We start from the raw sequence: 14,383 nt of genomic DNA, 5'->3' as shown, positions 1-14,383 counted from the left end.
ACGGATTTGGGTGGAAAAGAATTTAAGCTCAAATTAATCTGACAGACACGGTAATTTAAAACGGGGGACTGTCAGATTAGGTTTGATCTTCTACACATTAGTTACTTTGACTGCATTACCGTCTTTGTCACCAACATTGATATTACCACCATTGTTAGTAATCTTAGGACCTTCATTTCCGAACTGTACACTATCAAAATTCACATTTTTTGCAGTTGAAACAGTAATGTTCCCATCACGGGTAATCTCAATGTTTTTACCATTTAAGAACTGAACCGTATCACCTGTTTTCACCAGGCTCTTCTCGTCACCGTTTGCTTGAATGTTAAAACCTGCATTGTTAATTGCATCTGCAACGGTTTTAGCTGTTACTAATGCATTTGGTTCTGTAGGCTCTTCCACTTTACCATCAGGGTTATTTGTTAACTCGCTGGTGTTTGCCGTGATTTCGCCCTTATCGTTTACCTTAATGGTTGTACCATCCGTTTTTGCTTCAACGGTATAAGTGGTTGAGCCGTCATCGTTAGTTTTAGATGTTACAGTAACACCTTTATCACCTTCCACTTTGGTGGTTGCTGCTTGTACATCACCCACATTCACAGCATTATTCAACGTATCACCTGTTGCGTTGTTAATATTATCCGCAATCGCTTTACGCTCTGCATCTGTTGGTGCTGCTTTATCTGCAAATGTACCACCCACGCCGCTCTTCAGATTAGTGATTGAGCCTGTTGTATCTGGTTTACCATTGCTCATATCAATGCTGTTGAATGCAACATTATCTTTCGTTGTGTAAGTGAATTTACCGTCAGCTTGGGTAAGTGTCATATTTTTACCCGCATCAAAGGTAACTGTTTCACTTGGCTTGATTAGCTGTGTTTTCTTACCTTTGGTTTCACCACCATCAACACCATCACCTGCTGTTACATTAAAGCCTGAATTATTGATTGCATTAGCAATATCACCTGCCGTCACTAATTTCTTAGCATCGTCACCTGTAGGCTCAGTAACTTTACCTTCAGGAGAATTATTTAATGTTGTGGTATTCGCTTTAACTTCGCCTGTTGTCGGATCTTTCACGATAGTAACGTTGTCAGTATTCACTGTCATATTACCGTCATTATCACGACCGATAGATTTATCCGTTGCAACATCTACCGTATATTCAGTATTGCCTTTATCATCTTCCTTTCCGGCTTTAACAGTTACGGCTTTAGAACCAGCTACTACAGATGAGGTTTTCTCTGAATTATTAATTGCATCAGCCACATCACCTGCGGTCATAACTTTGTTTTCATCGCCTTCTTTAACAGCCACATTACCACGAGTTACTGTAGGAGCACCTGCTTTCGCTACATCTACCGTATAGATTGTTTGACCATTATCACCTGTTTCAGGTGCACCAACAGTTGCTAAACCTGAACCTTTCACTTCGGTTTTGTGACGCTGCTGCTTGTTTTAACTGACTTACATTCACCGCATCAGTATCAGCTTCACCTGCTTTCACGCCTGTAATTTTGGTTGGATTACCATCATTACCTGCAATATTAACATTACCATCTTTATTCGTGATTTTCGGGCCATTATCACCAAATGTTACGCTATCAAATTTCACATCTTTCGCTGTTTCGTACGTGAATGTAGTGCCAACACGTTTAACTTTTAAGTTATCGCCTGCTGCAAAAATCACTTCTTCGCCCGGATTAATCAACTCTGCTGCTTCTTGATCACTATCAGCTTTATTGCCACCAGATTTTGCATTCCAACCTGCTTTTTGAATCGCTTCAGAAACTGTTTTTGTAGTTGCAACTTTATCTTCTTCTGCAGGTGTAGTTACTGCACCTGTTGTGTTATCAACCGTGATAGAACCGGTATCCACATCAAAGGTTACTTTAGTTACGCCATCAGCTTCTTGTGTAACATTTGAAACTGTACCTTTACCGTTTACAAATTATACAGATTCATTTGGGGTCACTGTGCCTTTGGTTTCACCTGCATTATCTTTAATATTGAAACCTTGGTTTACATAGTTATTTAAGTTCGTAATTGCATCGCCAACATTTGTTGCAGTATTACCATACTGAGTTCCAGCTGCATTCGTTACATTATATTTAGGCTGAGTCACAGAGCCATCCGGATTCACAACAGAACCGCCACCAAAATTATTTGCAGTTGAATTTGCAAGGTTACTGGTTGCATTCATTGCCATATAAAGTTGTGAATCATTAATCGCATCGGTTGATGTAGCAGAAATCTGACCCGCTGCCACATTTTGGATTTGACGCTCTTTACCTGCAGAGCCTACAGAAACAACATAGTTAGTATCTTTATTTACCCCGGCAAAGCCATTATAAGTAATACCCCCTACCGTTGCATTTTCAGTTGGTGTTGCTGCTCTTACGACTGATTCGCTACCCAAAGCAACAGAACTATTCAGAGTAGCTTGAGCTCCCATACCTAATGCTGTAGCAAATTGAGCTGTTGCATTAGCACGTGTACCAACAGCCACTGCTGATTGTGCTGAGGCAATTGAATTTGCACCTACGGCTAAAGAGGCATTTGCACTCGCATTTGCTGCAACACCAAAGGCAGAAGCTTTTTCAGCCGTTGCATTAGCATTAGAACCTACCGCTGTAGCATCACCTGCTGTCGCATTTGTTTGGCGACCAAGTGCGGTTGTACCATTAGCCGTTGCATTTGCTGAATGACCAACTGCCGTAGCTTGAATACCTTTTGAAACCGTAACAACACCTAAAGATAACGCTCCGTTACCATTTGCATTTGAGTTTGTGCCTAATGCTACTGCCGCTTGCTCTCCACCTGTTGCCGTTGCATTCGGGCCGATCGCAATTGAGTTTCTGCTCTTCGCGCCATCATTAGCTTGATTCTCAGGTACGGTTGAATTCACAGAGAAATATTGAATTTGGCTTGCTTGCGCAGGAATATTGACAGAAAGATCATAAATAACCGTGCCATTTGCATTTCTCTCTGTACTTTTTACAGTTACTGTACCATCGTTTGAAACAACAGTAGCTTGGGTATCTTTCGTAAAGTCATCAATGGCTTTCTTAGTTAAACCAATTTCATAGTTAGTTGTATTCGCAGCAGTTGCAGCTTTACCTGTTACAGTAATGTAATCAGGGCTAGAAGAACTTGCCGTGGTGTTATACGCATTTACTGTATAAATAGTTTGTCCATTTGCACCGGTTGCATTTGTAATATTAACATTGCTACCTGCAACAACTTCTGTTTTTACCGCTTTTAGTGCTTCTTCAATCGTATTTTTATTTGTTCCACCAATATTAGTGTAGGTAACAGAACCATCAGGATTTACTGTAGCATTACCACCTAAAATATTTTTAGTTGAATTAGCAAGGTTACCTGTTGCGTTCATTGCCATATAAAGCTGTGAACCATTAATTGCATCGGTTGATGTAGCAGAGTTCTGACCTGCCGCTACGTTTTGGATTTGGCGTTTGATCGTGTTTGAGCCAACAGAAACAACATTCCCTGCTGCCGTAGTATTAGCCGCAAAGCCGGAATAAGTAATACCATTTACCGTCGCAGAAGGAACTGCCACAGCGTTGGAAACGGTTGAATTACTCCCTAAAGCAACCGAATTATTTAGCGCTGCATTAGCACCTGAGCCTAAGGCAATAGCAAAACCGGCACTTGCTTTAGCACTATCACCAATTGCAACCGTAGATTGGTTGGAAGATACTGCACTTACCCCTAAAGCTGTCGCATTAACACCTGAAACTGTCGCATTATAACCAATCGCTGTACCTCTAGTTGCAGTAGAAGTTGCATTAGCACTTGAACCTAAAGCTAAAGAATAAGTAGCATTTGCAACAGACTTATCCCCCATTGCACCTGAAAAATCAGCATTTGCGGTTGCACCTGAACCCATTGCAAATGAACGAGTGCCACTAGCGGCAGATCTCCATCCCATTACTGTTGAACGGTTACCAGTAGCTAGAGCTCCTGCACCAAAAGCTGTTGCACGGTTACCTGTTGCAGCAGTATCCGTACCTAATGCAATAGCATTTGCTGAAGTCGCTCTAGCCCCCATACCAATAGCAATAGAAGGAACTAATGCCCAATTCTGACCAGTATTATTGAGACTCTCTACACCAATATTATAGTAATGTAAGAAGTATCTTCTGGATCCACTAAATTTGTTCTATGCGTTGCATTCGCATCTGTACCAATTGCAATAGTAGATCTGCCAGTTGAGATTGAATCCGCACCAATAGCAATTGCGTTCTCCGATGATGCAGTTGCTTGTGTTGAAATATAATTACTTGTTGTTGAACCTATAGATACAACAGCCACAGCATCATTAGCTCCCAACACGGCACTAGCTCCAGCCAATAAAGCCAATGTTGCCTTACTTGCATCGTTTTACCTTTCGCTCGTTGTAATTCAGATACTGCAACCCAACTTTGTGTTGCCTGATTCCAAATAACTTTAAAAATTTGATTCATAATCGACCCTATATAAAAATAAAAAAGATTACGTAGAACCTATGTTCAACATAATCTTCACCAATATAAAAAACCGCCACCTATTTAAGTGAAATAACTTACTTATAGACTCAGAAATTTAAGTGCGCGTATTTTACGCTATTTGTAATATAATTCATCTTCTGGAGTGTAAATTTATTGTAAATAATACGAGGAATCTAACCGCTTGTTATAACGCAAAACACCTTGACTTAAATCAAGCCACTACCTCATTTTGAGGGGAGATTTATACGCAGTGAAATTTTAAAATAAGCTAAGGTTTACGGATAATCGTTCAACACTATTGAATTATCACTGTAGTTATCGTTAAAAAGGTATGCTTTTATGAACCAATTCTTCCCTCTAATCTTTAGCTTAACTCTATTTTCCGGCGTAACTTTGGCACTAGAAAAAGCACCTCGAACTATGCCGACAGAAGGAATAAATAAGCCCCTACTTGGACAAATTCTATTCTTTGACAATATGCTGTCACACAACGGTTCACAAAACTGCTCCAGCTGCCATAATCCGGATTATGCCTTTATTGATAACCGCACTACTCCGGCAAAAGGGGTGGTTTCACAAGGAGATACTCCAACCAAATTCGGCAAACGCAACTCCCCGACCATGCTTTATGCGAAATACTCGCCTGAGTTCCACTTTGATGAGCAAAGTCAAGAATATATCGGCGGGCAGTTCTGGGACGGACGAGCCAAAAATCTCGCCGAGCAAGCCGGTATGCCGCCTATCGACCCAAATGAAATGGGAATGCCTAACAAATTAGAAGTAGCCAAAAGATTATATAATGTGCCGATGTATCAGCGATTTTTAGGGCAATTTTACGGTGAAAAGGTATGGGAAAGTTATGAAAGCGTTTATGCGGCAATGGAAGATGCGATTGCGACATTCCAACAAGAAAACAAACTTCTCGCTCCATTTGATTCAAAATATGATCTATTTTTAAAAGGCGAGGTACAATTAACTGCATTGGAAGAAAAAGGCAGAGCTTTATTTTTCAATAAAGCTCAAACTAATTGTAGTAGTTGCCACCAATTACAGAGTGCTGCAAACCACCAAGAAGAAACCTTTAGCAACTATCACTATTACAATGTAGGCGTACCCGGTAACCCAGACTTGATAGCGGTTAACGGCTTCGCACCAGACTTCGTCGATTTAGGCTTATTTGAAAACCCAAATGTTAAAGGTGATGAAACACAAAAAGGCAAATTCAAAACCCCAACATTGCGTAATGTTGCCGTGACTGCACCTTATATGCACAACGGTGTGTTTAAAGAATTAAAGACTGTTTTGCTATTTTTAGACAGCTACAATAACCCGGAGCGAAAAATCAACCCTGAAACCGGCACGGCGTGGCAACAAGCAGAATTTGAACCCACTATCGCCCACCAAAAACTCAAAGCCAAACCCTTAAGCGATGAAGAAATTGATGCCCTCAAAGCATTTTTAAAAACCTTGACGGATGAGCGGTATAGAAAATAAGGCTACAAGCGGTAAAATTTTGGGGAAATTTTACCGCTTGCGTTTAACTACCGTGTTAGCTCACTTTCTAACTTTTCCAATGCCTGCAAATCTTCCCAATCTGCCTCTTTCTGTTTTAAACATTTACGCTGAATATCAAATTTTTCGTATTGCTCTCTGACAAAGCTTTCCATTTGTTTATGCGTGATTGTTCCACCATTTCCTAATACAGAAAAGCCGTTAAACTCAATCAACATATCTACATTTCTTCGCCAGAAACCTAACGTAAGATCTTGGTTGTTCTTCACACGTAATTCGGCACTTTCAAGAAAGATCATTACCAAGCGATTTAAAGAATCCAGCTCATTATTATCTAAATAGTTTTTCGCAATCACAATATCGCCTTTACGCACGACTTTTCCTTTCCAGCTAGTTAATCCCATATTCATCTTAGTCGCATCAGCACGTTGACAAATCAACTCAGCGGCAGTGTGTTTGGTTATTGCATAAATGAGCTTATTTTGCGTTTCTGCAAAAAACATTTGCGTATTTTTATCTGTTTTGTCGTAATCGCTAGAGAGTTTGAAAAGCTCTCGTACTTTTTGATAGAAACGCAATTCACTTGCCCGAATCTCACGAATCTGTTCAAGTAATTCATCGAAATAATCTAAACGACCCTGCGGATTTTTCAAACGCTCGCTATCAATTAAAAAACCTTTTTCGAGATAAGTGCGTAATGTGCTGTTTGCCCATTTTCTAAACTGTACTGCTCTTGGGCTACGAACTCGAAACCCTATCGCCAGAATCATTTCAAGTGAATAATGTTTTACTTGATAATTCTTGCCATCTTGAGCAGTTATCAAGTAATCCTTGATAACTGAATTCTCATCTAACTCTTTGTCTTTTAAGATATTTTTAATGTGTTCGGATATATTTTGCACAGAGGTGTCAAAAAGTTCTGCAAGTTGATTTTGTGTCAGCCAAGCTTCATTTTCAACCACTAACAAGGCTACATTGCTTTTGCCGTCTTCCGTATTATAAATAATTAAATCGTTCATATTTTATTCTGTTTATTGGTAGAGATATTAGTCGCTATTTTCAATAAAACATGTATAAATATCCAGAATTGATTTTGAATTTTTCGATGCAGATCACAAAAATAGAGAGTTATACAAACAAGCGGTAAAATTTTGTAAAAAATTTACCGCTTGTAAAGGTTACTTATCAGCTAATTTGGCAAGTAGTTTTTGATGAATACCGCCAAAGGCTCCGTTGCTCATCACTAAGATGTGCTCGGTGGGTTTGGCTTCTTTGACGACTAGATCGACTAAATCATCAATATTTGCCGACCAATACGCCGGTTGCGATAACACATTGGTAATCTCGCTCACACTCCACGCAATAATATCAGGCTGGTAAACAAACACTGCTTCGGCATCGTGTAGGCTTGGGGCTATTTCATCTTTATGGACACCCATTTTCATTGTATTTGAACGAGGCTCTAACACTGCCAAAATGCGTTGATTTTTGCCGACTTTACCACGCAGAGCATCAATGGTCGCTTCTATCGCAGTTGGGTGGTGAGCGAAATCATCATAAACGGTAATGCCGTTTACCTCGCCTTTCACTTCCAAACGGCGGTTAGCATTCACAAACTTGCCTAATGCCTCGCAAGCCCCTTGCACTTCAACCCCTGCGTGATGAGCGGTGGCAATCGCCATCAGAGCATTATGCATATTGTGCTTGCCGATAATCGACCAATGCACCTCGCCTTGTTTAACGCCTAAGTGAAACACCTCAAACTGTGAGCAATCGGCATTTAACGGTTTAGCAAACCATTCGTTCTGTTCGCCAATAAATTGAAGCTGGCTGTAACTGCCCATTTTTAGTGTATCTTGCACGTTTTGATCAGCGATTGCCGACAAAATACAGCCACTTTGTGGCATCGTGCGAACAAGGTGGTGGAACTGGCGTTGAATCGCTTTTAAATCATCAAAAATATCGGCGTGGTCAAATTCCATATTATTGATAATCAGCGTTTTCGGGGTGTAATGCACAAATTTAGAACGCTTATCAAAGAACGCAGAATCGTACTCGTCCGCCTCAATCACGAAGAATGGACTGTTACCGGCACGAGCCGAAATGCCGAAATTACCGGCAACACCGCCAATTAAAAAGCCGGTATCAATCCCATTTTGGTCTAAAATCCACGCTAACATTCCTGTTGTGGTAGTTTTGCCGTGCGTGCCGGAAACCGCCAGCACCCATTTGTCTTTAAGCAAATGATCGTGCAACCATTGCGGGCCGGAGGTGTAATTGAGTTGGTTGTCCAACACATATTCCACGCACGGATTACCACGGCTCATCGCATTACCAATCACCACTAAATCAGGAGCCGGTTGCAGTTGAGCAACATCGTAATTCGGGATAATTTCAATACCGTGAGCAGCTAAAAAGGTACTCATCGGTGGGTAAACATTAGTGTCTGAGCCGGTCACTTTATAGCCAAGCTCACGGGCAATCATTGCCACACCGCCCATAAAGGTGCCGCAAATGCCTAAAATATGGATATGTTTTTTCATCTTTTTATATTTAAAATGTTAGAATCATCCCCTCTCCCCTTGTGGGAGAGGGATAGATTTTTTCTTCGTGCAGAAGAAAAAATCAGGGAGAGGGGTAAGCGGTCATTTTTAGGCTTAATATTGTAAGCTCCCTCTCTCTGAAAAATATTTCTGAACGAAATATTTTTCGGTCTCAATACTCGCTACGCTCGCTCCTGTGGAGCCGTTGGCAAAGCCAACGTTCAAATGTAAACATTTGTCCCACAAGGGGAGAGGTGCGCTTTAGATGAGGCGTACCATCCCTCGTTCACATCAATTAATCAATATTCTTCAACTCTTCTTCCGAAAGCTGCTCTTGTTGGCTTTGCTCAACATTGCCATCTTTCACTTTAAATTCAAGGTTTTGGAAATAAGCTTCACGGAAGGTAACATAAGGGTCTTGAGCTTGCTCTAACAACGCATCTTGTTCTAATAATTTAGAACGGGTATCTACCCCTTGTACCACAAATTTAGCGATAGACCAAGGTGACCCAACATAAGTCAGCACCGAATAACCGGTTTCCACCGCACTACCAATACCTTGACGAGGTGTGGTTGCTCCATAAGCCGGCATCATAATATAGGAGCCGGAAGGCACGCCGTGAGCGCCTAAACTCTCACCTAAACCACGTTGTCCGTTATTTAAACGTAACCCCTCATCTAAACTCGCCCAGTCAATTAACCCACCTAAACCAAACACAGTGTTGATCCAGAAGCGGTTGAAGTGAACCATCGCTTTTTTACCTTCTCCTTCAATTAAGCGGTTTACAAAGCTCACCGGCTCATCAAGGTTATTAGCAACATTAATTAAGCCTGTTTTAACCGGGCTTGGTACATACTCTTTCCAACCTTTAGCTACCGGTTTTAACACATAAGGGTCTAAATAGTCGTAATTGACTTTCCACATCGCACGGTTAAACCCCTCAAGTGGGTCGTCTCGCACGCCGGTTTCTGGGTTAATGCTTGATGAACAAGCGGTTAAAAATGCCACACTGAGTAGCATAAACATCGGTTTGAACGACTTGAGTTTCATAAATTGAACCTTTTGCAGAGAAATTTGTCCATTGTAGCGAAGTTGATAAAAAATACAAAACAAAAAGCCGTTTTGCCTCTAGAAATCTAGACGTCTAGATTGAGATATAGTTCGCTTTTGATTACAATACAGGCAACATTTAAGGAGCAAACAAATGGCAGACTGGAACGGCGAATATATTAGCCCTTATGCCGAACACGGCAAAAAAAGTGAACAAGTCAAAAAAGTGACGGTATCCATTCCAATTAAAGTATTGGAAATTTTAACTAATGAGCGAACCCGTCGCCAAATCAAAAATCTTCGTCACGCAACCAACAGCGAATTATTGTGCGAGGCTTTTTTGCACGCCTTTACCGGTCAGCCTTTGCCGAATGATGAAGACTTGATGAAAGACAGGGCAGATGAAATCCCTGAAGCGGCAAAACAAAAAATGTGTGAGCTGGGAATAGACCCGGACGAATGGCAATATTAGACACACCTTGCAACTGCGAGGTTCTTTTTATGTTTTAAGGAGACTTTATGTATCAACAATTAACAACAGAAGCACGTTGGGCTGTGTTGCTTACGCTGATTTATCTGCTCGGCTGGGTAGGTTTTGCTTACTTTTCACCGCAAGGCAGAGGCATTTTCGGCTTTCCGATTTGGTTTGAACTTTCTTGCATTTTCTTACCCGTACTATTTAGCTTAGTTGCCACCATTGTCGTCAAAAAAGTGTATAAAAATATCGATCTTGAGGTGAATAATGAATAGTGAAATGATTTTACCCCTGATTGCTTATTTAATTTTTGTGTTTGGCGTAGCGTTTTATGCTTACCGTAAACGCCAAGGCGGAAGCTTTATTTCGGAATACTATATCGGTGGGCGTTCAATGTCGGGCTTTGTGTTAGCAATGACAACCGCCGCCACTTATGTGGGGGCAAGTTCCTTTATCGGTGGGCCGGGTGCTGCCTATAAATACGGTTTAGGCTGGGTGTTACTGGCAATGATTCAAGTGCCCGCAGTGCTACTCTCTCTTGGAGCATTAGGCAAAAAATTTGCCTTACTTGCCCGCAAGCATAATAGTGTCACCATTAACGATATGTTATTAGCCCGTTACCAAAACAAATTTGTGGTTTGGATTGCAGGACTAGCCTTATTACTTTCGTTTTTTGCGATGATGACGGTGCAATTTATCGGTGCCGGTCGCTTACTTGAAACCACACTCGGAATCCCTTACCAAACAGCGGTAATGATTTTTGCCATCACAGTCGGGCTTTATACCTTTATCGGCGGTTTTAGAGCGGTGGTGCTAACCGATACTATTCAAGGTTTAGTAATGATAGTCGGCACAAGCATTTTACTCGCTGGTGTGATTTATGCCGCAGGCGGAGTGGAAAATGCAATGCACACCCTTGAAGCCATTAACCCACAACTTACCACCCCTTACGGCATTGACGAACGCCCGCTTGATTTCACCTTTATGACTTCATTTTGGGTATTGGTTTGCTTTGGTTTAATCGGCTTACCGCATATTGCGGTCAGAAGTATGGCATGCAAAAACAGCCAAGCCTTGCACCGAGCAATGATTATCGGCACGGTAGTCATTGCAATTCTAATGTTTGGAATGCACCTTTCAGGCGTATTAGGCAGAGCGGTTGTGCCTGATCTCAAAGTGCCGGATCAAGTCATTCCAACACTAATGGTACAAGTGCTACCACCGGTGGTTGCCGGTATTTTCCTTGCCGCCCCAATGGCAGCGATTATGTCTTCGATTGACTCAATGTTGATTCAGTCGTCTTCAACCTTAATTAAAGATCTCTATCTGGCAATTAAGCCGAATGCCATTAATAACGAGAAAAAAATCAAATTGTTCTCCACTATTACTACTCTTACTTTTACGGTATTACTCGTGTTTGCCGCCCTAACCCCGCCTGAGATGTTAATTTGGCTGAACCTACTCTCTTTAGGTGGTTTAGAAGCGACTTTCCTATGGGTAATTGTACTAGGGTTGTATTGGGAAAAGGCAAATGCCACCGGTGCTATTTACTCAATGCTGGCAGGCTTAAGTTGTTATGTATTAATGACTACCTTTAAGATTGCTATTTTTAGCTTCCACGCCATTGTGCCTTCACTGCTAATTGGTTTGATTGCTTTCTTAATCGGCAACCGATTTGCTCCTAAGGTGTAAAATAAAATAGGCATAGTGGTATGGAAGTTCACTATGCCTATTTTGCAAAATTTCCGCTCAATTCAACCGCTTGTAGTTAATAAGTGGCATTATTTTCTGGATTATTCTGCTTAGTCGCCATTCTAAGTAACGTATAACCTAAAATCGCTGAAACCGCAGAGCCGAGTAAAATACCTAATCGAGCTAGAGCGGTAATACTTTCCCCAGCCTCACTTACATCAAAGGCAAGACTTGCTAAGAACATCGACATTGTAAAACCGATACCGCATAGCACCGCAATGGCAAAAATTTGCTTAAAATTAACCCCTTGCGGCAGGCTGGCAAGGCGGAATAATACTGCTAAATAACTAAAACCGAATACACCTAAGGTTTTGCCGATAATTAAGCCGAGCGCAATACCTAACGGCAATGGTGATGAGAGTTGCTCCATTCCCATTTCTAATAAGTAAACGCCGGCATTAGCGAAGGCGAAGATCGGTAAAATCATATAAGCACACCAAGGGGCAAGAATATGTTCTAGCTCCTCTGCCGGTCGTTCCCCATGTTTACCTTTCAGCGGTACGCAGAAGCCGATGATCACGCCGGCAAGGGTAGCGTGAACCCCTGATTTTAAAACGGAAGTCCATAGCACTAAGCCTACTACCAAATAAGCACAGAGTGAGGTCACTTTAAAGCGGTTAAGTAGCACTAAGCCGATAATCGCAATCGCGGCAATAGTTAAGGCTTGCACACTGATTTCTTGCGAATAGAAAATGGCGATTACCACAATCGCTCCTAGATCATCAATAATCGCTAATGCCAACAAAAATGCCTTTAAAGCCAATGGCACACGAGTGCCTAATAACGCCACAATGCCCACCGCAAAGGCAATATCAGTTGCCATTGGAATTGCCCAACCATTATGATATTCAGGGTGGTTTTGATTAATCGCCCAATAAATAATCGCTGGAACAATCATACCACCTACTGCTGCTATCGCAGGAAAAATGGCTTTCTTATAACTTGAAAGCGAACCTTCAAACAACTCTTTTTTTACTTCCAGCCCCACCAACGTAAAAAACACTGCCATTAAGCCATCGTTAACCCAGAGTAATAGCGGTTTATTCAAGGCAAATTCACCAAACTGTACACTAACAATCGTTTGTAAAAACTCAAAATAGAAATCACTTAAGGAGGTGTTGGCGCACACAATTGCTGCAAAAGCAAAAACCAGAAGCAATACGCCTCCTGAGGCTTCAGATTTTAAAAATTCTTTTAATTTTTCCACTTAACTTTCTCCTATTAATATTTGTTTATTGTATTTTCATTTCTATACATTCCATCTTTTACCAAAAATTTTGCGAAGATCAAATAGAAAATTTGATAAACTAGAACTAACTCGCATTTTATTGCTCCATATGATTAGAAATTAACCTAAAATATTAAAATTTTGTTATGACACACGATTGGCTCTATTGGGCATTAGCCTCTGCACTTTTTGCAGCATTAACCGCCATTTTTGCCAAAGTTGGCTTACAAGGCGTAGATTCTGATTTCGCCACTTTTATTCGCACGGTAGTTATTATTATTGCACTTATTGCCTTTCTCACTTACAGCGGAAAATGGCAGCCGTTAGATAGCTTGAGCAGCAAAAACTGGCTGTTTTTAATCTTATCCGGCTTGGCAACAGGATTGTCTTGGTCGGCGTATTTCAAAGCATTGCAAATGGGTAATGCTTCCCAAGTCGCTCCAATCGATAAATTCAGCTTGGTGTTAGTTACCCTTTTTGCAGTAATTTTCTTAGGCGAACGCCCAAGCGGACAAGATTGGCTTGGCATTGGCTTAGTTGCTGGTGGCGTACTGTTACTTGCCTTCAAGCGGTGATTTTTATGCAAAATTTTGCAAATATTGAAATTGCGTTTATTCATCGGAAAGCACCTCTGCCGAGTGATTTCTCCTACCCTGAAATGCCCGGCGGTTTAACTGAAAAACAGGTGCAAAAATGGCAAAGCCGCCGAGTCGCCTTTTTTCTGCTGACGGAATTGTTTAAAAAACACCATCTGGATTTAGATTTATTAGCTGATATGCAACGCTCCCCAAGCGGTCGCACTTTTGTCGATTCTGAGCAAATTGACTTTAACATCAGCCATTCAGGGGAATGGATAGCGGTCATTTTTTCGTATTCTTTTGCAAAATTAGCGGTCGGCATTGATATTGAACACCCACAAAAAATCAGACGTTACCACGATTTAATCTGCCATTACGGAAACGCTGAAGAACAAAATGTTTTATTAGCCAACCACTCCCCCATTCTAAGCAACCTCGCCGAACGCTTTTATTTGAGCTGGTGCTTGCGAGAGGCGATATTGAAATCGCAAGGGGTGGGGATTGTGAAACTGTCCGAAGTAAAACATTTACCGTTAGAAAAACAGATCTTTTCCGCCCATTGTCCGAAAGGCAAGCTGCATTTTGTGAGCGAACTGCCGTTCTATTTAAGCTACTTCTATCAACAACCTCAAAATATGCTATTATCTGAACCTTTGCTATACCATTGGCAAAACGGGCAGTTTCAGCCTATAAAGTGCCAATCACTTGTTTATGATGTTAATTAAGGATAACG

At 41.2% G+C, this 14,383-nt stretch carries 14 protein-coding genes; 6 read left to right on the top strand and 8 right to left on the bottom strand.

From position 1 onward, the window contains the following. Positions 1-90 precede the first annotated feature (90 nt). From EDC41_RS00720 to EDC41_RS00705, 4 genes are all read right to left on the bottom strand, one after another. A complete protein-coding gene (locus tag EDC41_RS00720) occupies positions 91-1,431 on the bottom strand; it encodes a hypothetical protein (RefSeq protein ID WP_020831073.1) in 1,341 nt (446 codons plus the stop codon). Then, positions 1,394-1,879, bottom strand: coding sequence for a hypothetical protein (locus EDC41_RS00715; protein WP_006251417.1), 486 nt, complete (start codon positions 1,877-1,879; stop codon positions 1,394-1,396). Before EDC41_RS00715 ends, EDC41_RS00720 begins: the two co-directional genes overlap by 38 nt. Positions 1,880-1,951: 72 nt before the next feature. Next, complete coding sequence (locus tag EDC41_RS00710) at positions 1,952-4,084, bottom strand: adhesin (RefSeq protein ID WP_318008416.1); 2,133 nt, start codon at positions 4,082-4,084, stop codon at positions 1,952-1,954. 232 nt (positions 4,085-4,316) lie between these two features. Continuing rightward, positions 4,317-4,487 carry an ESPR domain-containing protein gene (locus tag EDC41_RS00705; RefSeq protein ID WP_006251419.1) on the bottom strand — a complete coding sequence of 57 codons (171 nt, stop codon included), beginning with the start codon at positions 4,485-4,487 and terminating at the stop codon, positions 4,317-4,319. Between the two features lie 363 nt (positions 4,488-4,850). On the opposite strand from EDC41_RS00705, the gene EDC41_RS00700 reads away from it, so the two are divergent. Next, a complete protein-coding gene (locus EDC41_RS00700; protein WP_006251420.1) occupies positions 4,851-6,005 on the top strand; it encodes a cytochrome-c peroxidase in 1,155 nt (384 codons plus the stop codon). A 47-nt stretch (positions 6,006-6,052) separates the two neighbouring features. Here the strand turns inward: EDC41_RS00700 and EDC41_RS00695 are convergent, their stop codons facing one another. The 3 genes from EDC41_RS00695 to EDC41_RS00685 form a co-directional block, all read right to left on the bottom strand. After that, positions 6,053-7,042, bottom strand: a complete 990-nt coding sequence (locus EDC41_RS00695; RefSeq protein WP_006250453.1) for a virulence RhuM family protein — start codon at positions 7,040-7,042, stop codon at positions 6,053-6,055. Between the two features lie 159 nt (positions 7,043-7,201). Beyond that, positions 7,202-8,566 (bottom strand): UDP-N-acetylmuramate:L-alanyl-gamma-D-glutamyl-meso-diaminopimelate ligase, encoded by a 1,365-nt coding sequence (gene mpl / locus EDC41_RS00690; protein ID WP_115262454.1) that lies wholly within the window; start codon positions 8,564-8,566, stop codon positions 7,202-7,204. 295 nt (positions 8,567-8,861) lie between these two features. Next, positions 8,862-9,617 (bottom strand): MlaA family lipoprotein, encoded by a 756-nt coding sequence (locus EDC41_RS00685; protein ID WP_006251422.1) that lies wholly within the window; start codon positions 9,615-9,617, stop codon positions 8,862-8,864. A gap of 154 nt (positions 9,618-9,771) precedes the next feature. Between EDC41_RS00685 and metJ the strand changes: the two genes are divergently transcribed. The 3 genes from metJ to panF are packed head-to-tail and all read left to right on the top strand — an operon-like array spanning position 9,772 to position 11,784. Continuing rightward, positions 9,772-10,089, top strand: a complete 318-nt coding sequence (metJ, locus tag EDC41_RS00680) for a met regulon transcriptional regulator MetJ (RefSeq protein WP_006251423.1) — start codon at positions 9,772-9,774, stop codon at positions 10,087-10,089. A 47-nt stretch (positions 10,090-10,136) separates the two neighbouring features. Then, a complete protein-coding gene (locus EDC41_RS00675; protein WP_006251424.1) occupies positions 10,137-10,367 on the top strand; it encodes a YhdT family protein in 231 nt (76 codons plus the stop codon). Beyond that, entirely contained in the window at positions 10,360-11,784 is a 1,425-nt protein-coding gene (gene panF, locus EDC41_RS00670) for a sodium/pantothenate symporter (RefSeq protein ID WP_006251425.1), read from the top strand. The genes EDC41_RS00675 and panF overlap by 8 nt, the downstream gene beginning before the upstream one ends. A gap of 76 nt (positions 11,785-11,860) precedes the next feature. On the opposite strand, the gene nhaA is transcribed toward panF, so the two are convergent. Next, positions 11,861-13,051 (bottom strand): Na+/H+ antiporter NhaA, encoded by a 1,191-nt coding sequence (gene nhaA / locus EDC41_RS00665; protein WP_006250335.1) that lies wholly within the window; start codon positions 13,049-13,051, stop codon positions 11,861-11,863. A gap of 167 nt (positions 13,052-13,218) precedes the next feature. On the opposite strand from nhaA, the gene EDC41_RS00660 reads away from it, so the two are divergent. Further along, positions 13,219-13,647, top strand: coding sequence for an EamA family transporter (locus EDC41_RS00660; protein ID WP_006251426.1), 429 nt, complete (start codon positions 13,219-13,221; stop codon positions 13,645-13,647). A gap of 5 nt (positions 13,648-13,652) precedes the next feature. Continuing rightward, positions 13,653-14,375, top strand: coding sequence for a 4'-phosphopantetheinyl transferase family protein (locus EDC41_RS00655; RefSeq protein WP_006250140.1), 723 nt, complete (start codon positions 13,653-13,655; stop codon positions 14,373-14,375). Positions 14,376-14,383: the final 8 nt, after the last annotated feature.

Origin of the sequence: Mannheimia haemolytica (assembly GCF_004342115.1) — a bacterium.
In the GTDB taxonomy this organism is placed as follows: domain Bacteria; phylum Pseudomonadota; class Gammaproteobacteria; order Enterobacterales; family Pasteurellaceae; genus Mannheimia; species Mannheimia haemolytica.
This window is presented reverse-complemented; position numbering and strand designations above follow the sequence as displayed.